This window comes from Nonomuraea sp. NPDC049028, assembly GCF_043197735.1.
GTDB lineage: Bacteria > Actinomycetota > Actinomycetes > Streptosporangiales > Streptosporangiaceae > Nonomuraea.
In genome coordinates, this window is the sequence record NZ_JBICTR010000005.1 from 303,885 (window position 1) to 322,700 (window position 18,816).

At 69.1% G+C, this 18,816-nt stretch carries 17 protein-coding genes; 10 read left to right on the top strand and 7 right to left on the bottom strand.

The annotated features are described in order from the left end of the window. Window positions 1-195 precede the first annotated feature (195 nt). The gene (locus ACGFJ2_RS20965; RefSeq protein WP_357938814.1) at window positions 196-2,703 is read left to right on the top strand and encodes an ATP-dependent Clp protease ATP-binding subunit; all 2,508 of its coding nucleotides are present in this window, start codon (window positions 196-198) and stop codon (window positions 2,701-2,703) included. A gap of 316 nt (window positions 2,704-3,019) precedes the next feature. After that, window positions 3,020-3,958, top strand: coding sequence for a sugar phosphate isomerase/epimerase family protein (locus ACGFJ2_RS20970; RefSeq protein ID WP_393470559.1), 939 nt, complete (start codon window positions 3,020-3,022; stop codon window positions 3,956-3,958). A 60-nt stretch (window positions 3,959-4,018) separates the two neighbouring features. Here ACGFJ2_RS20970 and ACGFJ2_RS20975 read toward each other — a convergent pair whose 3' ends face one another. Then, window positions 4,019-4,894, bottom strand: a complete 876-nt coding sequence (locus ACGFJ2_RS20975) for an A/G-specific adenine glycosylase (protein ID WP_357938818.1) — start codon at window positions 4,892-4,894, stop codon at window positions 4,019-4,021. A 78-nt stretch (window positions 4,895-4,972) separates the two neighbouring features. Here ACGFJ2_RS20975 and ACGFJ2_RS20980 point away from each other — a divergent pair, with 78 nt between their 5' ends. After that, entirely contained in the window at window positions 4,973-5,662 is a 690-nt protein-coding gene (locus ACGFJ2_RS20980) for a hypothetical protein (protein ID WP_357938820.1), read from the top strand. A gap of 53 nt (window positions 5,663-5,715) precedes the next feature. Here the strand turns inward: ACGFJ2_RS20980 and disA are convergent, their stop codons facing one another. The 5 genes from disA to ACGFJ2_RS21005 form a co-directional block, all read right to left on the bottom strand. After that, on the bottom strand, window positions 5,716-6,798 hold the full coding sequence (gene disA / locus ACGFJ2_RS20985; RefSeq protein ID WP_357938822.1) for a DNA integrity scanning diadenylate cyclase DisA: 1,083 nt from the start codon (window positions 6,796-6,798) through the stop codon (window positions 5,716-5,718). Window positions 6,799-6,838: 40 nt separating this feature from the next. Continuing rightward, window positions 6,839-8,257, bottom strand: coding sequence for a DNA repair protein RadA (gene radA / locus ACGFJ2_RS20990; protein WP_358176182.1), 1,419 nt, complete (start codon window positions 8,255-8,257; stop codon window positions 6,839-6,841). A 118-nt stretch (window positions 8,258-8,375) separates the two neighbouring features. Next, window positions 8,376-8,681 (bottom strand): thioredoxin, encoded by a 306-nt coding sequence (trxA, locus tag ACGFJ2_RS20995; protein ID WP_357938826.1) that lies wholly within the window; start codon window positions 8,679-8,681, stop codon window positions 8,376-8,378. Then, a complete protein-coding gene (locus ACGFJ2_RS21000; protein ID WP_357938828.1) occupies window positions 8,678-9,052 on the bottom strand; it encodes a MerR family transcriptional regulator in 375 nt (124 codons plus the stop codon). Before ACGFJ2_RS21000 ends, trxA begins: the two co-directional genes overlap by 4 nt. A gap of 182 nt (window positions 9,053-9,234) precedes the next feature. After that, entirely contained in the window at window positions 9,235-9,933 is a 699-nt protein-coding gene (locus ACGFJ2_RS21005; protein WP_393470563.1) for a class I SAM-dependent methyltransferase, read from the bottom strand. Between the two features lie 55 nt (window positions 9,934-9,988). Between ACGFJ2_RS21005 and ACGFJ2_RS21010 the strand changes: the two genes are divergently transcribed. From ACGFJ2_RS21010 to ACGFJ2_RS21040, 7 genes are all read left to right on the top strand, one after another. Beyond that, window positions 9,989-10,798, top strand: a complete 810-nt coding sequence (locus tag ACGFJ2_RS21010; protein WP_393470565.1) for a sugar phosphate isomerase/epimerase family protein — start codon at window positions 9,989-9,991, stop codon at window positions 10,796-10,798. An 11-nt stretch (window positions 10,799-10,809) separates the two neighbouring features. After that, entirely contained in the window at window positions 10,810-11,559 is a 750-nt protein-coding gene (locus tag ACGFJ2_RS21015; RefSeq protein WP_357938834.1) for a class I SAM-dependent methyltransferase, read from the top strand. Next, on the top strand, window positions 11,556-12,146 hold the full coding sequence (locus ACGFJ2_RS21020) for a TetR family transcriptional regulator (RefSeq protein WP_393470567.1): 591 nt from the start codon (window positions 11,556-11,558) through the stop codon (window positions 12,144-12,146). The genes ACGFJ2_RS21015 and ACGFJ2_RS21020 overlap by 4 nt, the downstream gene beginning before the upstream one ends. A gap of 115 nt (window positions 12,147-12,261) precedes the next feature. Further along, window positions 12,262-14,361, top strand: coding sequence for a (Fe-S)-binding protein (locus tag ACGFJ2_RS21025; RefSeq protein ID WP_393470569.1), 2,100 nt, complete (start codon window positions 12,262-12,264; stop codon window positions 14,359-14,361). Between the two features lie 148 nt (window positions 14,362-14,509). Further along, the gene (locus tag ACGFJ2_RS21030) at window positions 14,510-15,307 is read left to right on the top strand and encodes a hypothetical protein (protein WP_358176176.1); all 798 of its coding nucleotides are present in this window, start codon (window positions 14,510-14,512) and stop codon (window positions 15,305-15,307) included. After that, on the top strand, window positions 15,304-16,374 hold the full coding sequence (locus ACGFJ2_RS21035; RefSeq protein WP_357938842.1) for a glycosyltransferase: 1,071 nt from the start codon (window positions 15,304-15,306) through the stop codon (window positions 16,372-16,374). Before ACGFJ2_RS21030 ends, ACGFJ2_RS21035 begins: the two co-directional genes overlap by 4 nt. Before the next feature lie 29 nt (window positions 16,375-16,403). Then, on the top strand, window positions 16,404-16,685 hold the full coding sequence (locus ACGFJ2_RS21040; protein ID WP_080044376.1) for a metal-sensitive transcriptional regulator: 282 nt from the start codon (window positions 16,404-16,406) through the stop codon (window positions 16,683-16,685). 484 nt (window positions 16,686-17,169) lie between these two features. Here ACGFJ2_RS21040 and ACGFJ2_RS21045 read toward each other — a convergent pair whose 3' ends face one another. Next, entirely contained in the window at window positions 17,170-18,783 is a 1,614-nt protein-coding gene (locus ACGFJ2_RS21045; RefSeq protein WP_358176173.1) for a hypothetical protein, read from the bottom strand. Window positions 18,784-18,816 lie beyond the last annotated feature (33 nt).

Genomic DNA, 18,816 nt, shown 5'->3' on the forward strand with positions numbered 1-18,816 from the left:
TCGCTTGCGGCGTATCGGGAACACGTAACCCCCGATCGGTAGTTGGATAGAGGGTGAACGCCCTGCTCCCGGGGAACGTCTCTGCTATAGAGCGTGTCAGTGGCAGTGGGCACGGTTCGCCGAGCCAGGGCTAGCATGCGGGATGACGGGACCGGATTTACCGGCCTGACTGACCGCTCTGTGAGGAGCGACGAGATGTTCGAGAGGTTCACCGACCGAGCAAGGCGGGTTGTCGTCTTGGCCCAAGAAGAGGCCAGGATGCTCAACCACAACTACATCGGCACTGAGCACATTCTTCTTGGTTTGATCCATGAAGGTGAGGGCGTAGCCGCCAAGGCTCTGGAGAGCCTGGGCATCAGCCTTGAAGGAGTGCGTCAGCAGGTCGAGGAGATCATCGGCCAGGGCCAGTCGGCTCCGTCGGGGCACATTCCGTTCACCCCGCGGGCCAAGAAGGTTCTTGAGCTGTCGCTCCGTGAGGCTTTGCAGCTGGGTCACAACTACATCGGCACCGAGCACATCCTGCTCGGGCTCATCCGTGAGGGTGAGGGTGTGGCCGCCCAGGTGCTGGTCAAGCTTGGAGCCGATCTCAACCGTGTCAGGCAGCAGGTCATCCAGTTGCTCCACGGTTACCAGGGCAAGGAGCCGGCCGCCGCGGGCGGCCCGCAGGAGTCGGCCCCGTCGACCTCCCTGGTGCTCGACCAGTTCGGCCGCAACCTGACCCAGGCCGCCCGCGAGGGCAAGCTGGATCCGGTCATCGGCCGTGAGAAGGAGATCGAGCGGGTCATGCAGGTCCTCTCCCGGAGGACCAAGAACAACCCGGTTCTGATCGGCGAGCCCGGCGTCGGCAAGACCGCCGTCGTCGAGGGCCTGTCACAGAAGATCGTCAGGGGCGAGGTGCCCGAGACGCTGAAGGACAAGCAGCTCTACACCCTTGACCTCGGCGCTCTGGTGGCGGGCTCGCGCTACCGCGGCGACTTCGAAGAGCGCCTGAAGAAGGTGCTCAAGGAGATCCGCACGCGCGGCGACATCATCCTGTTCATCGACGAGCTGCACACGCTCGTCGGCGCGGGCGCGGCCGAGGGCGCGATCGACGCCGCCAGCATCCTCAAGCCGATGCTGGCGCGTGGCGAGCTGCAGACCATCGGCGCCACGACCCTCGACGAATACCGCAAATACCTGGAGAAGGACGCCGCTCTGGAGCGGCGCTTCCAGCCGATCCAGGTGGCCGAGCCCTCGCTCAGCCACACGATCGAGATCCTCAAGGGTCTGCGCGACCGTTACGAGGCGCACCACCGGGTGTCCATCACCGATGGCGCGCTGGTGGCCGCCGCGCAGCTGGCCGATCGCTACATCAGCGACCGCTACCTGCCCGACAAGGCGATCGACCTCATCGACGAGGCCGGTTCGCGGATGCGCATCCGCCGGATGACCGCTCCGCCGGACCTGCGCGAATACGACGAGAAGATCGCCAACGTCCGCAGGGACAAGGAGTCCGCGATCGACGCGCAGGACTTCGAGAAGGCGGCCGCGCTCCGTGACCAGGAGAAGCAGCTCCAGCTCAAGCGCGAGCGGCGCGAGAAGGAGTGGAAGGCCGGCGACATGGACGTCGTGGCCGAGGTCACCGAGGAGCTCATCGCCGAGGTCCTGGCGACGGCCACCGGCATCCCGGTCTTCAAGCTGACCGAGGAGGAGTCGCAGCGCCTGCTCCGCATGGAGGAGGAACTGCACAAGCGGATCATCGGCCAGGACGACGCCATCAAGGGCCTGTCCAGGTCGATCCGGCGCACCCGCGCCGGGCTGAAGGACCCGCGCCGTCCCGGTGGCTCGTTCATCTTCGCCGGCCCGTCCGGTGTCGGTAAGACCGAGCTGTCCAAGGCGCTGGCGGAGTTCCTCTTCGGTGACGAAGACGCTCTGATCAGCCTGGACATGTCGGAGTTCATGGAGAAGCACACCGTCTCCCGGCTGTTCGGCTCGCCTCCCGGCTACGTCGGCTACGAGGAGGGCGGCCAGCTCACCGAGAAGGTGCGGCGCAAGCCGTTCTCCGTGGTCCTGTTCGACGAGATCGAGAAGGCCCACCCCGACATCTTCAACTCGCTGCTGCAGATCCTGGAAGACGGTCGCCTGACCGACGCCCAGGGCCGGGTGGTCGACTTCAAGAACACGGTCATCATCATGACCACCAACCTCGGCACCCGCGACATCTCCAAGGGCATCGGGGTCGGGTTCGCCAAGTCCAACGACGCCGACTCCAACTACGAGCGGATGAAGGCCAAGGTCCAGGAGGAGCTCAAGCAGCACTTCCGGCCCGAGTTCCTCAACCGTGTCGACGACATCGTGGTCTTCCACCAGCTGACGCCGGCGGAGATCATCCTGATCGTGGACCTGATGCTCGCTCAGGTCGACGCCCGGATGAAGGACCGCGACATGGGGCTCGACGTCTCGCCCGAGGCCAAGCAGCTGCTGGCCGACCGTGGTTACGACCCGGTCATGGGTGCCCGGCCGCTGCGCCGGACCATCCAGCGCGAGCTCGAGGACTCGCTGTCGGAGAAGATCCTGTACGGCGAGCTCCGTCCGGGGCAGATCGTCAAGGTCACGATCGAGGGCGAAGGCGACAACGCGAAGTTCATCTTCACCGGTGAAGACGCGTCGTCCAGCCAGGTCCCCGACTCGGCCGCGGCGATCGCGGCGCCGATCAAGAACTGACGGCGCCCAAGTTCGACCTAGTAACCCCCGTGTGAGGGATCACACGGGGGTTACGTCGTTTCTGCGTCGTTGCCGAATTTTTGGAAACCTGGGTACACCGCCACCGGGAGTAGTACTACACTGCGTAGAGCAATGCCAAGTCTCGTCCAAGTCGTCCCCAAGGCGGCGTTTTCAGGATGAGGGCTGCTCCCTGGGGAGTACTAGGGAATCAACTCAGGGCGGACGCGTGCGCCCCCCGGCAGCAGGCATGCTCGACAGGTCCGCATGATCCCCAAAGCGGGCGACGGGAACGACCATGCAAGCCGTGGAGGATTAAATGCGTCTGCGTCACCAAGACGGAACGCTGGTGCACCTCGCCTACAACGCAGGCGTACACCCGGCGGAGGACCTGGAAAACCTGATCGCCCACCTGACCCGCTACGCGGTGCCGGTGCGCAAGCGGCTCGGGGTGGAGCGCATGGGCGTCGGGCTGTGGCTCTCGCCCGGCGTGGCCGACCACCTGACCGCCGACCGCATCGAGCTCGTACGGCTGCGCAGGTCGCTGGAGGAGCGCGGTCTGGAGGTGGTGAGCCTCAACGGCACCGGCGGGCGCAATCTGGAGGTGCCCGGCCCCGACTGGGCCAAGCCGGAGCGCTACCGCTACACGATGGCGCTGGCCAAGATCCTCGCGTTCCTGCTGCCCGACGACGTACGCTTCGGCAGCATCTCCACCATCCCGATCGGCTGGCGCCACGACTGGCCCGCCGACCTGCACGCCATCGCCACCCGGCGGCTCGAACGACTGGCCAGGGAGCTGCGCGGCATCTACAGCGTCACCGGCAAGACCATCCGCGTCGGCTTCGAGCCCTGGCCCGGCTGCGTGCTGGAGACGACGGAGCAGGCGCTGGAGCGGGTGTGCGGGATCGACTCCGAGCACCTGGGCGTCTGTCTCGACGCCTGCCACCTGGCCTGCGGCGACGAGGAGCCCGGCGCGGCACTGCGGGGCCTGGCCGCAGCGGGCGCGCCGGTGGTCAAGCTGGGGCACGTGCACAACCACACGGGGGATACGCCCAGCACGGGCGCGGTGCTGTACGACACGATGGCGGCGATGCTGTCGGGGGCCGTGAGCGGGAGCGCGCACATCGAGGTCGAGACGCACAACCTGGCGGTGCCGGGCCGCGCCAAGGGGCCGGGGGCGCTGGTGTCCCTGCTGGCCGAACAGCTCGACTGGGCCCGCACCAGCCTGACCGGCCTGGGCCTGCAACTCGCCGCGTAGCCCCGGCCGGGTGCCCGCCGACCTCGTGGGCCAGCTGTCCGAGGCGGCCGGGGCGACCGGTCAGGAGTGGGGCAGGCGGTAGGTGCCGTCGTCGAGGTGTTCGGCGAGGCCGTCCGTGATCAGGCCGTCCAGGGCGCGCTCCCGTTGCACCGGGTCGTCCCACACCACGTCGAGCGCCGCCTTGGGCACCGGGCCGTGGGCGGCTCGCAGTACGGCCAGCAGGCGGCCCCGGCACTGCCGGTCCGTCCCCGCGTACGTCTGGCCCTTGCGGGCCGGCCCGGCATGCGGTGGTTTGCCGGCCAGGCGCCACGCGCACAGCTGGGCGATCGGGCAGTCGGCGCAGCGCGGCGTGCGAGCCGTACAGACCAGGGCGCCGAGCTCCATGACGGCCACGCCCCAGCGGGCGGCGCCGAGTTCGGGCAGGAGGGTCTCGGCCAGGCGGCGCTCGGCGGCGGAGGTGGCCGTCGGCGGGTACTCCTCGGCCCGTACCGCCCTCGCGAACACGCGCCGGACGTTGGTGTCGAGGACCGCGTGCCGCCCGCCGTACGCGAAGCTGGCGACCGCGGCGGCGGTGTACTCGCCGATGCCGGGCAGCGCCAGCAGGGTCGCGTGATCTGACGGCACCTCGCCGTCGTGCTCCTCGGTAATGGCCTTCGCGCACGCGTGCAGCCGCAACGCCCGGCGCGGGTAGCCAAGCCTGCCCCAGTGGCGTACGGCCTCGCCGGGGAGCTCGGCCGCCAGGGCCTTCGGGGTGGGCCAGCGGTCCATCCACTCGTGCCAGATGGGCAGGACGCGGACGACCGGGGTCTGCTGCAGCATGATCTCGCTGACGAGCACACCCCAGGGTGTCGCGTCGGGGGTACGCCACGGGAGGTCTCGGGCGTTGTCCTCGTACCACTCCAGAACGGGGACGTGTAGGAGGTTCGGCTCAACCACGCGCCCTAGGCTATGCCGAGATGGCGACCAGCGGCGTGTCGTCACCCTCCGTGGCCAATGGATTACCATGCTGTGAGTATGGATCCGGATACGATGGGTGACGGCAGCGGAGACGTCTACTGGCGACGGCGCATGAGCGTGCTGGTAGCGGTTCTCGTCGTGGTGGCGGTTGTCGCTTGGGCGTGTTCCAGCGGGGGGAGTGGGCCGCAGCGTCCCTCCAGCGCGCAGACCTCCACGAGCGCCTCGCCGTCGACGGATCCACTGCTCGACGGCCTGCGCACCCTCACCATGGGCACGGCCACCCCCACGGTCTCGGTGTCGCCCACACCGAGCCCCAGCAAGGTCACGCTCACGCCCATGACCCGGCCCAAGCGGCCGGGCGAGCCCTGCGCTGAGGCCGATCTGGTGCTCAGCATGCAGGGCAAGCAGGACGTCTACCCGGCGGGTGCCCAGCCCAACTTCCTCATCAGCCTGGTCAACACCGGCCCCGTCATGTGCCTGGCCGACGTGGGTCCGCGCTCCATGGAGGTGCGCATCACCTCCGGGGAGGACCGGATCTGGTCGACCTCCGACTGCGTGAGCGGTGAGGCGACCGAGATCAAGCAGTTGCAGCGCGGGGTTCCGTGGGTGCGCTCGCTCGACTGGAATCGGCGCCGCTCCAGCAGCGACTGCCGTACGGACCCGCCGGCCGCCCTGCCGGGGACCTACGTGGCCGTGGTGCGCATGGGCAAGCTCAAAAGCCAGATGGGCGTCTTCCACCTCCGCTGAGCAGGCCCACCGAGCAGGCCCACCGAGCAGGCCCACGGAGCAGGGTGACCCTGTCAGACGTAGCGCTCCAGGATGGAGGATTCCGCGAGGCGGGAAAGCCCCTCGCGGACGCTGCGTGCCCGGGACTCACCGACGCCGCCCACCGCCTGGAGGTCGTCGATGCTGGCCGCCAGCAGCTTCTGCAGCCCGCCGAAGTGGTTGACCAGCCGATCGACCACGGTGGCGGGCAGGCGGGGCACCTTGGCCAGGAGGCGGAACCCGCGCGGGCTGACCGGGCTGTCGAGCGTCTCGTCGCCGCTGTGTCCCAGCACGTGGGCGACCGTCGAGAGGTCGAGCAGCTCCTCGCCCGACAGCTGGTCGAGGTCGTGCATGGCTTCCGCGAGGCGCCGGTGCCGACGGCCGGCGGGGGCCGGGAGGTAGTCGCGGACGACCAGCTCCCGCTCGGAGTCGACGCCCGCCACCAGCTCGTCGAGCTGCAGTGACAGGAGCCGGCCGTCGGTGCCGAGCTCGACCACATAGCCCTTGATCTCGTCGGAGATGCGCCTGACCATCTCCAGGCGCTGGGCGACGGCGGCCACGTCACGGACCGTCACCAGGTCTTCGATCTCGAGGGCCGACAGCGTGCCGGAGACCTCGTCGAGGCGGTGCTTGTAACGTTCGAGCGTGGCGAGGGCCTGGTTGGCCTTGGACAGGATGGCCGCCGACTCCTCCAGCACGTAGCGAATGCCGTCGAGGTAGAGGGCGATGATCCGCATCGACTTGCTGATCGCGATGATCGGCAGGCCGGTCTGGCGGGCGACCCGCTGCGCGGTGCGGTGGCGGGTGCCCGACTCGTCGGTCGGGATGCCAGGGTCGGGCACCAGGTGCACGGCGGCGCGGACGATTCGCTGGCCGTTGCCCACCACGATCGCGCCGTCCATCTTGGCCAGCTCGCGCAGCCGCGTGGCGGAGAACTCGACGTCGAGCTCGAATCCGCCGCTGGACACCTCTTCGACCACCTTGTTGTAGCCGAGCACGATCAGGCCGCCGGTCTGACCGCGCAGGATCCGCTCCAAGCCGTCGCGCAGTGGTGTGCCCGGGGCCACAGAGGCCAGGGCTTCGCGACGGCGGTCGTCGAGACTCCTGTCGTTTGGCACCTGACCCCCGTGTCGAATAGTCAAGCCAAGCTTAGCCGCGCTATGTGACGTGCGTGAGTGCGTCCCAGACGTTCTCCACCTCGACCACCTCGAAGCCCGCCGCGAACGCCACCGGTCCGACGGGCACCAGTGACCGCTGCCCATCCCGCTGCCCACCGCGCCGGCTGGTGCCTTGGTCGAGGGAGCCGGCGGGCACCAGCCCGCGCTTGAACCCCAGCCTGGCGGCCTCGCTCAGCCGCCGCCGGACGTCCTTCACCGGGCGCAACTCGCCGGACAGCCCCACCTCGCCCATGGCCACCAGACCGGCCGGCAGCGGCTTGTCGCCGGCCGCGCTGGCCACCGCCAGCATCACCGACAGGTCGATCGCCGGGTCGGCCAGTTTGATGCCGCCGACGGTCGCGGTGAACACGTCGCAGCCCCCCAGCTTGGCGTTGAGCCGGCGTTCGAGCACAGCCAGGATCATCTGCACCCGATAGGTGTCGAGCCCCGAGGAGCTGCGTCTGGGCTGCTGCGCCTCGGTGCGGGCGACCAGGGCCTGCACCTCGGCGGGCAGCGGCCGGGTGCCCTCGACCGTGACCGTCACGCAGGTGCCCGGCACCGGCTGGCTGCGCCGCGAAACGAACAGCCCGCTCGGGTCGGTGATGCCCTCGATGCCGCGCTCGTGTAGGTCGAAGCAGCCGACCTCCTCGGTGGGGCCGAACCGGTTCTTGATCGCGCGGACCATCCGCAGCCGGGAGTGGCGGTCGCCCTCGAAGTTGAGCACGACGTCGACCAGGTGCTCAAGGGTGCGCGGACCGGCGATCGAGCCTTCCTTGGTGACGTGGCCGACGAGCACGGTGGCCATGTTGCGCTCCTTGGCCAGCCGTACGAGATTGGCGGCCACCTCCCGCACCTGCGTCACCCCGCCCGGCACGCCGGTGGCCTGCGCGGAGCCGACCGTCTGCACCGAGTCGACGACCAGCAGCTTGGGCTGGACCTTGTCGACGTGCGCGACCAGTGCCGACAGCTCGGTCTCCGCCGCGAGATAGAGGTGGTCGCGGATGGCGCCGATGCGGTCGGCCCGCAAGCGGACCTGGGCCGCCGACTCCTCGCCCGTGACGTACAGCACGGTGTCGCGCTCGGCGATCCGGGCGGCCGCCTCGAGCAGCAGCGTCGACTTGCCGATGCCGGGCTCGCCGGCCAGCAGCACCACCGCCCCCGGCACCAGCCCGCCGCCGAGCACCCGGTCGAGCTCGCTCACCCCGGTCGTGCGCGCGGCCGCCATCTCGGCCTTGACCTGGCCGATCGGTATCGCCGGGGCGGTCGTCGCGCCGGCCTGGACGACGTGCACCCCGGCGCGCGCGCCCTCTTCATCGACCGTGCCCCACGCCTGGCACTCGCCGCACCGGCCCACCCACTTCGTGGTGCGCCACCCGCACTCGGCGCAGCGGTATCCGGGCTTCTGCGCAGACTTGACCATGTGGAGCAGGCTAGCGGGCCGCGCCGACAATCTTCACGAGGTACGGGTGGTCATGCCTGCCTTCTTCATCACCAGGTGCGGGTCAGCCCCGGCATTCTTCGTCGCCAAATATGGATGGTCAGGTCAGGCCCAGCTCGGCCTCGATCATGCGCTTCGGCTTGGCGCCGACGACCTGCTTGACCGGCTGCCCGTTCTCGAACAGCAGCATCGTGGGCAGCCCCATGACGCCGTAGCGGGCCGAGATCTCGGGGTTCTCGTCGCTGTTGAGCTTGCCGATGGTCAGACCGTGCTCGGCTTCGATCTCCGCGAGTACGGGGGCGACCATGCGGCATGGGCCGCACCATTCGGCCCAGAAGTCGACGAGCACCGGCTGGTCGCTCTTGAGCACCTTCTCCTCGAAATTCGCGGTGGTCAGCTCGATCATTTCTCTCCTCTAAGAACGCAACCAGGGCACGCCGCGCCCAGCTGGGCGGCGACCTCGGCGCGGCGGGCGAGCAGGACGCGGATCTCGTCGTCGATCTGGGCCAGCTTGCGCTGGTAGACCGCGACCGACTCGCTGCAGGAGCCGCCAGTGCTGTGGCCGGAGCGCAGGCAGTCGACGAAGGGCCGCGTGTCCTCCAGCGTGAATCCCACGGACAGCAGCGCCCGGATCTCGGACACCAGCTTGATGTCCTCCTCCGCGTAGTCGCGGTAGCCGTTGGAACCGCGTCTGGCCGTGAGCAGCCCGTGCTCCTCGTAGTAGCGGAGTGATCGGGTGCTCACCCCGGTCCGTTCGGCCAGCTCTCCGATGCGCATGCCTCCACGGTAAACGTTCACACTGACGTCAATGTCAAGCGGTCTTGGTGCGGCGGCCCCCAGGTGGGTTCGTCACACGACCGTCTCGGTCCCTGTGGCGGTCCGTGGTGGTTGGTGTCCTTTTGGAGGGAACGGGGACCCGGCGGACGTTCGTGGACGCCGCACCAATCAGGCCTCACCGATCAGTACGAGCGCCAGCGCAGCACATTCGGATAGGGCAGTTCGAGGCCGGGAGTCTCGGCGATCGCCTGGGCGGCCACCTCGGGGGTGAACTCGATGCGTAGCACCGCCTCCAGGTCGGCGCGGCGGGAGAAGGCCATCCGTAGGTCGAGTGGCTGTCGCTGCCACCCGTGGCGGTCCCAGAAGGACTCCACCGCCCTGGCGGAGTAGGTGGGCACCGTGCGCTGGAACCACCTGCCGAAGGCCCCACGGGTGGCGTCCAGGTCGATGACGAAGGCCGTGCCGCCCCGCCGTACGACCCTGGAGAGCTCCCGTAAGCCGGGCTCGCAGCCGGGGCCGAAGAAGTAGGCCCACCGCGCCACCGCGACGTCCACGGACGCGTCGGGCAGCGGCAGGGCCTGCGCGGTGGCGGCGTGGATCTCGACGGAGGGGAGCGCGGCGCAGCGGCGGCGGGCGAGCGCGACCAGGTCGCCGTGGGGCTCGACGCCGATCACCTTCGCCGCCTCGGCCGCGAAGGCCGGTAGGTGGTAGCCGGTGCCGCAGCCGATGTCGAGCACCGTGGCGCCGTCCCAGGAGCGCAGGGCGCGCATCGCCGCGTTGGCGGCGCCGTCAGGGTCGACGGCGCGATTCTCCAGCTCGTAGACCTGGGGAGAGTTCCAGATGTTGGGGCTGGGGATGGCGCCTTTGGCGATCCGTGGCATGGTCCAACCGTAGGGCTCGCGCGCCAGATCGGCGTCACCGGCTTAGGCTGGCAACGTGGCTGACGTCATCCGAGTGCCCAGTGCGAAGATCGCATTGTCCACCGCTTCGGTATATCCAGAACGCACCCCCGACGCGTTCGAGCTGGCCGCGCGCCTGGGTTACGACGGGGTCGAGATCATGGTCGGCGCCGATCCCGTGAGCCAGGACATCGACGTGATCGAGCGGCTCTCGGAGCATTACGAACTCCCCGTGCTGGCCATTCACGCCCCCTGCCTGCTCGTCACGCAGCGCGTCTGGGGCCGTGATCCCTGGGCCAAGCTGGTCAAGGCCCAGAAGGCGGCCGAGCGGCTCGGCGCCTCGACGGTCGTGGTGCATCCACCGTTTCGCTGGCAGCGCGAATACGCGCGCGACTTCGAGGCCGGGCTGGCCCGCATGCGTGAGGAGACCGGGGTCACGTTCGCGGTGGAGAACATGTTCCCGCTCAAGGCCAGGGGCAACGACGTGGTCCCCTACTCGCCCGACTGGAACCCGACCGACTACGACTTCCCGCACGTCACGCTCGACCTGTCGCACACGGCCGTCTCGGGCACCGACGCCATGGAGATGGCCACCAAGCTCGGCGACCGTCTCGCGCATCTGCACCTGGCCGACGGCCTCGGCGTGACGAACAAGGACGAGCACCTCGTACCCGGCAGGGGCAACCAGCCGTGCGCGCCCATGCTGGAACGGCTGGCCAAGTCCGGCTACGGCGGCCTGGTCGTGCTGGAGATCAACACCCGCAAGGCGGCCAGCCGTACGGAGCGGATCGACGATCTGGCCGAGGCCCTCGCCTTCGCCCGCCTCTACCTGGCGGCCGTCCGATGAGCGTCGGACCGATGAGGAAACTGGGCAAGGTGTTCGACAGCGTCGCGGACGCCTACGACGCGGCCCGGCCGACGTACCCGGACGAGATGTACCACGCGCTGTCGGAGGTGTCCGGTGTCGAGTTCGCCGGCGCGACGGCGGTCGACGTGGGCGCCGGCACCGGCATCCTGACGCGCGCGCTGCGGGCCCGCGGCTCACGGGTGATCGCGGTGGACGCGGGCGCGGCGATGCTGGCCCGCCTGCACTCGAAGGTCGAGGACGGCGGCACGGTCGCGGTGCTGGCCGATGGCAACGCGCTGCCGCTGACGGACGGGGTGGCCGATCTGGTCACGTACGCCCAGTCCTGGCACTGGCTCGACCCGGTGATCTCGATCGCCGAGGCCAGGCGGGTGCTGCGGCCCGAGGGGGCCATCGTGGGCTGCTGGAACTTCGCCCACGCCGCCCAGGCCGACTGGCTGGCCGCCTACGAGGTACGGCTGGCGGAGGCGTGCCCGACCTACTGGGGCCAGGCGCTGGAGGAGTGGTCGGTGCCGCCCATCGCCGCCGCCCTGGACGTGGTCGAGGAGCGCTGGATCGCCTGGACCAGGCTGATCGGCATCGAGGACTTTCTGCTGGATCTCCGCTCGCATTCCTACATGGCGGCGCTGTCCCCGGAGGCCGCCGACGAGCTCGTCGCGCGCCAGCGGACGGAGCTGCGCAAGGTCTTCCCAGAGGGCGTCATGCACGTGCCCATGCGCGTCTACCTGGTGGTTGGCCGGTGACGACTGAACCTACAAAGCGCCGACCGGGGCGGCGGCCGGGGGCGGCGGACACACGAGGGGAAATTCTTGCCGCGGCCCGCCGTGTCTTCGCTGAGAAGGGGTTCGACAAGGCGACCGTGCGCGGCATCGCCAGGGAGGCCAAGGTCGATCCCGCCCTGGTGCACCACTATTTCGACACCAAGGAAGGCATGTTCGCGGCGGCGATGCGGCTGCCGGTCAGTCCCGAACAGGTCGTGCCGCTGCTGCTCGACGGCCCGCGCGAGGAGATCGGGGAGCGGCTCGTCCGGCTGCTCCTGACGGTGACGGCTCAGCCTGAGACGCGTGAGCCGATGATCGCGCTGATCCGGTCGGCGATGACGAACCAGCAGGCCGAGATGATGTTCCGGGAATTCATCACCAACGCCCTGCTCTTCCGCGTCGCCGACCGGCTCGAGGTGCCGCCCTTGCGGATCGAGGCCGCCTTCGGGCAGATCTTCGGCGTCGTCATGGGCCGTTACGTGCTCAAGCTGGAGCCGCTGGCGAGCGCCGATCCCGAGGAACTGGTCGAACTGCTGGCCCCGACGATACAGCGCTACTTGACGGGGTAGAGCATTGTTCTGGGCGCGCCACCGGTCATAAGGTTACTAGTCAGTAGGATTCCGGAAGTGCCTGGCCGGTGACGTAACCGTACGCTGGCAGCCAACATCGTCAGTGGGAGGTCCCGTGCTCTGGGTGGCCATCATCGGGCTCGTCATGACCGTCCTGGCGGTCGCCGTGGCGGGCCGCAGGACACTGTTCCTGTACAAACTCGCCACAGTGGGTCCGCCCGCGCCCGAACGGATCGAGTACGCGAAGACGCACGCGGCCGATGAGCTGAAGACTCAGCTGGTGGAGGTGTTCGGGCAGAAGAAGCTGCTCAAGTGGACGCCGTCCGGCGTCGCGCACTTCTTCGTGATGTGGGCGTTCTTCATCTTGCTGACCGTCTACATCGAGGCGTACGGCGCCATCATCCAGGGCGCGATCACCGGTGAGCCCGACTTCCACATCCCGCTCATCGGCACCTGGGCGGTGCTCGGGTTCCTGCAGGACTTCATCGCGGTGGCCTGCCTGCTCGGCCTGATCACCTTCGCCGCCATCCGGATCAAGAACTCTCCCAAGACGCTCGGCCGCAAATCCCGCTTCTCCGGCTCCCACCTCGGGGGCGCCTGGCTCGTCCTGTTCATGATCTTCAACATCATCTGGACGCTGTTCCTGGCCCGTGGCGCGGCGGCGGCAAATGGCAACTTCCCCTACTCCTCGGGCGCCTTTGCGTCGCTGGCCCTGGGCAAGATCCTGCCGGCCAGCTCCGTGCTGGAGGAGATCGCGCTGCTGCTGCACATCGGCTTCATGCTGGTGTTCCTGGTCATCGTGGTGCACAGCAAGCACCTGCACATCTTCACGGCGCCGCTGAACGTGCTGTTCTCCCGCCGCCCCGACGGCCTGGGCGCCGCGCCCGAGTTGCGCGTCGACGGCAAGCCAGTGGACTTCGAGGACGAGGACCTGGACCCCGAGCGGCTCGGCCGGGGCAAGATCGGCGACACCACCTGGAAGGGCTTCCTCGACTTCTACAGCTGCACCGAGTGCGGTCGCTGCCAGTCGCAGTGCCCCGCGTGGAACACCGACAAGCCGCTGTCGCCGAAGATGCTCATCCTCGACCAGCGCGACCACGCCTTCAAGGTGGCCCCCTACCTGATGGCCGCCTCCACCGAGCACGCCGACACCGACGTACTGGCGCTGCTGAACAAGCCGCTGGTCGGCGAGGAGGGCGTGATTCACCCTGACGTCCTGTGGTCCTGTACGAACTGCGGCGCCTGCGTCGAGCAGTGCCCGGTCGACATCGAGCACATCGACCACATCCTCGACATGCGCCGCTACCAGGTGATGGTGGAGTCGTCGTTCCCGTCTGAGGCGGGGGTGATGGTCAAGAACCTGGAGAACAAGGGCAACCCCTGGGGCATGTCCGAGATGAAGCGGGCCGACTGGATCTCCGAATTGGACTTCGAGGTCGAGCTGGTCGAGGACAAGATGCCCGAGGACGCCGAATACCTGTTCTGGGTCGGCTGCGCGGGCGCCCTCGAAGACCGGGCCAAGAAGACCACCAAGGCCGTCGCGGAGCTGCTGCACATCGCGGGCGTGAAGTTCGCCGTGCTCGGCCCGATGGAGGCGTGCACCGGCGACCCGGCCCGCCGCCTGGGCATGGAATACCTGTTCAACATGCTCGCCCAGCAGAACATCGAGACGCTCAACGAGGCGGGCGTCAAGAAGATCGTCGCCACCTGCCCCCACTGCTTCAACACCCTGGCCAACGAATATCCGCAGCTCGGCGGCACCTACGAGGTCGTACACCACACGCAACTGCTGGCCAAGCTGGTCGACGAGGGCCTGCTCACCCCGATCACGCCGATCGAGGAGAAGATCACCTACCACGACCCGTGCTTCCTCGGCCGTCACAACAAGGTCTACTCCCAGCCCCGCGACATCATGTCGAAGGTGCCCGGTGTTCAGACCCAGGAGATGCACCGGCACAAGGACCGCGGTTTCTGCTGCGGCGCCGGCGGTGCCCGGATGTGGATGGAAGAGCGCATCGGCAAGCGCATCAACACCGAGCGGGTCGACGAGGCGCTGACCACGAATCCTGACACCGTCTCCACCGCCTGCCCGTTCTGCATGGTGATGCTCGGCGACGCCATCAACGAGAAGAAGAACACCGGCGAGGCGAAGGAGTCCCTCGAGGTCGTGGACGTGGCCCAGCTCCTGATCAAATCGGTTAAAAGCGGCTCCTGACGGGGGAATGTCGGACTCCTCTACAGCGCTTGTAGAGGAGTTCCGCACGTCAGGGGGCCCAAGTGGCGGAAAACTGCCATCCACATAACGGGAAAATCACGGTAACCTCAACGACGCATGGCTTCATTCGACGGGGAGGGGGCTCGTGATGCGCGTCGTCGTCACAGACGCGGAAGTCACGCTCGCCGACGTGCTCTCCCTGCGACTCGCGATCGAGGAGCCGCTGAGAGAAGGCACAGAGCTCGTGCTCAGGCACCGTACGACGGGGGTCGAGCGGGACGTGTTGCTCGGTACGCCGGGGGCCAGGACGCGGGAGGCCAGCCTGGCGGTGTCGCTGGCGCCGCTGATGCTCAGTCCCGGCCGCTGGGACGCCTATCTGCGCCGCGACGGCAAACGTTCGCGGCTGCGCAGTATCGATCCGGGCTTCTCGCTCGACCACCTCGACGCCTACGCCCTGTGCAAGCGGACTCTCGCCTATCGCTCCTATCGCACCCGTAACGGGTTCCTGGCGCTGAAGGTCGCCGACGCCGAGCCGGCGGCGGAGGTGCGCTCGATCTGGTTCAGGGAGGGCCGGTTCGAGGTGATGGGCCTGCTCGCCTACACCGGCCTGGAGAACGACGACTCGCGCCACGAGGCCAGGCTGGCGCTCCAGCGCGAGCAGCCCGCCGGTACGACCATCCGCACGGCGGCCACCGTGCAGGGGGTGCGCTTCCACGCCGCGTTCTCCCTGGTCGACGTCGTCGAGGCCGATCCGGAGTCCTCGGGCGTCTGGGAGCCGTCGCTGGAGGTCGAAGGGGTGCCGACGCCCATGGCCCTGGGTGCCCGGCTCGATGACATCGACGGCAAGCGCCGCCGGCTGCACTACCCGTCCGCCAAGGTCGACGGGGTGGCCGTCCGACCCGCCTACACCGCCGAGGACGAGTTGCGGATCGAGGTGGGCCGGTGAAGGTCAGCATCGTCGTCTCGTCCGCGTACTCCATGCGCGGCGAGGTGCGCTCCACCCTCAACCTCGCCACCGCCCTTGCCGACCGCCAGCACGATGTCGAGGTGATCAGCCTCAGGCGGCACAAGGACAAGCCGTTCTTCCCCGTCAGCCCGAAGGTGGCTCTGCGCCCCGTGGTCGACGTCCGGCCCGGCGTCAGGCACCTGCTGCCAAGGGGGCAGGTACGCACCGAGGTGGCGCTCTGGCGGGTGCTGCGCGGCCTCAAGACCGATGTCCTCATCACCACCAGGCCGGGGTTGAGCGTCCAGGCGGCCAGACACGCGCCACGGGAGACGCTCAAGCTCGCCCGGGAGTGGACGAACCCGGCGATACCCGGACCCGTCAAACGCTTCTATCCGCGTCTCGACGCGGTCGTCACGGCCACGGAGAGCGCGCAGGAGGAATGGGGCAGCCTGCTGGGCGAGGGGACGCCCGTACACGCCGTGCCGGACGCCCTGCCCGACGGCCCGTGGCCGCGCTCGCGGATGGACAACCGCATCGTCGCGGCGGGCGGCAGCTGGGAGCCCGTCAAGGCGTACGACAGGCTGATCCGGGCGTTCGCCACCATCGCCGACAAGCGGCCGGACTGGCAGCTGCGACTGTACGGCGGCGGCCCCGAGGAGCGGCGGCTGCGCGCTCTCGTCCGCGAGCTCGACCTGCACAACCACGTCTACTTCATGGGCGTCACGCCGGACCTGGCGGGCGAGTTCGCCAAGGCGTCGATCGTGGCCAACACCTCGAGCACCGCCGATCTCGGCATGACCGTGCTGGAGGCCATGGGCTGCGGGGTGCCGGTGGTGGCCTTCGACGGCGCCAGGGGGCCGAACGAGTTCGTGGCCACCGGCTACAACGGGGTGCTGGTGCCGGCGGCCGACGGCGGGCTGGAGATGTTCGCGGCCGCGCTGCTCGCGCTGATCGACGACGAGCGCCGGCGCCGCTCGCTCGCGGCGGGCGCTCTGGAGACGGCCATCCGGCACGAGGCGACTGGAGTGGGCGAACAGTGGGAGAAACTGATCAGTGACCTCCGCTGAGTGATTCCGCTTCCGGGTACCTTAGGAGCATGCATGGGTACAGCGGAGACAAGCAGGCATATCTGACGCGGCTCAGGCGCATCGAAGGGCAGATCAGGGGCCTGCAGCGGATGGTCGACGATGATGCCTACTGCATCGATGTGCTGACCCAGGTGTCCGCGGCGACGCGGGCGTTGCAGGCGGTGGCTCTCGGGCTGCTTGAGGAGCACATCTCGCACTGCGTGGCCGACGCCATCAACACCGGCGGGCCCGAGGCGGAGGCGAAGGTCAAAGAGGCGTCAGCGGCGATCGCGCGTCTCGTCCGTTCGTAGGAGATGGCGGGCTCAACTGACTAGTCATGTTGTGCCGTGGTTAACCATCCCCAAAAACGACCGTCCCGGACCCCACGGGATCCGGGACTAGGTCATTAGTGATGGTCTTCAGCGGCTCGCCGAAGTCCGCAATCCGAGCGCGTCGTCGAGCTCGTCCAAGGTCAGCCGCCGCTCGCTGATAGCGACGGCGGTGAGCACCTCGGCGTAGAGCGCAATCTCGTCCAACGCGACACGGTCGTGGACCCGAGAGTCCAGGTCGTCGTGCCCCACCGCGTCGTCCTTCCTTCCGCAGCCCACACCCTCTACGAGGTTACGGCGGGGGCCCTTCCGGCGACATGGCCCATCGGAGTCATTCCTTTCAACGCCACCTGAGCCCCACGGGGATCATTTCCCCAATCCGAGATCACAATTCAGCTAATGGTGCGTTGCCTCAAGTCTTAGAACGATATAGGTGGGGTTAGGGTGAAATATCGGTATTAGTGGTTTAGAAGGGGAAGTCATCGCGTTCGGGGATCAAGCGGTGGACGAGCGCCGCCGCTCCCGCGAACCCGCGCTCCGGCACCCGTGCTCCTGTGACCCGGCCCCACGCCAGCCCGACGGCGTACGCGGCCCCCAGCACGGCCGCCGCGGCCGCCCGATCGGGCGGCTCGACACCGGAGCCTGACGCCCGCAGCCCCTCCCGCACGGGCCGCTCCGCCTCAGACGCCCGCGGCACACCGAAGCCCGGCGACCCCTGCGCGCCCTGTGTGCCCGTTCCAGGGAGCGCGTGGGCCCCTGTCTCGGGCATGGCGTGCGCGCCCGTTCCTGGCATGGCGTGCGCGCCCGTTCCTGGCAGGGCGTGGGCTCCCGTCTGGGGTACGGCGTGCGCGCCTGTTCCGGGGAGAGCGTGAGCTCCCGTTTCGGGTATGGCGTGCGCGCCCGTCCTCGGTACGGCCGCGTAGGCGCCCGTCTCCGGCGGCCCGGCGCGCCATGGATAGGGCAACGGCGCCTGCGTGGGGAAGCCCTCGGGCTGGGTGGTCTCCGCCGCCGACGTGTTCGTCAGCCCCGCCCGGGCGAGCTCCTCGTACGCCCGCCGCAACCGGTGGTCCAGGAACCCGGGAAGCAGCCCCCGCGAGTCGGAGAGGTCCGCCAGGAAGGCCGCCGCCGCCCGGGACGGCTCGGTGGTGAAGTCCAGCGCCTCCAGCAGGTCGTAGACCATGTGGCGGAAGTGCGTCTCGGGGTCGGTCTCCACCAGCGCCGCCCGGCCCAGCCGCTCCGGCAGCCGGTCGAGCCACGCCTGCCTTACCGTGTGGTCGTCGCGCAGGGCCGCGCGGTCGTCGAGGTGCGGCTGCCGGAGGGTGGGCTCCACCATCGTGAGCAGCGCCAGCGCGCGCGGCCTGAAGCGGGGGTCGGACAGCAGGATCTGGGCCGTGTCGGCCATCGTGGCGGCCAGCCGGAGCGCGGCGCGGGAGTGCCCGGCGCGCAGCCGCTCGGAGACGAGCGTGACGAGGTCGAGCAGCGGCGGCGCGGGCAGCCAGCGCACCCACTCGTCGCCGGGCAGCGGCCGCCGCAGGTATTCGCCGAAGGCCGTGATGAGCCGCTCGTTGCCGTCGAAGGCGGGCGCGTACGCGCACCACATGATCGTTCCCCAGATCGCGGCGACCGTGCTCGGCACGTCTCTGGCGAAGATCGCGTCGAAGGCGCTCAACGGATAGTCGCGCTCCGACCGGCGTTCCTCGGCCCGCAGCAGCTGCCGGATCTGATCGGTGAGCCCGGCGGGCACGTCGGGGCCGACGAACGCCTGCGTGGAGCCCGGCTCGGCGGCGAAGTCCGGCCCTCGGGGGATCACCCGGACGGGCAGCACCGCGGCGGGGTGCCGGGCGTCGCGCGTACGAGCGTCCCTGGGCGGCGGCGACAGGTGCCAGCGGCCGTCGGCTGGGTCGTGCAGATACCAGCGCGCGTGCGCCCCGAACAGCCACCGGTCCCCTTCGGGCGTCACCAGGGCTCTGGCCGCTATCACCTGGGCGCGATCGGGCACGGGGAGGCCCGGCCAGCGCGGGTCGGCGACCATCGCGCGGACCGTCGCCTCGACGGCGGTGAACGCATTCCAGGACCGCACGGCGGCCATCGTACTGGTCCGATCTGAATCAAC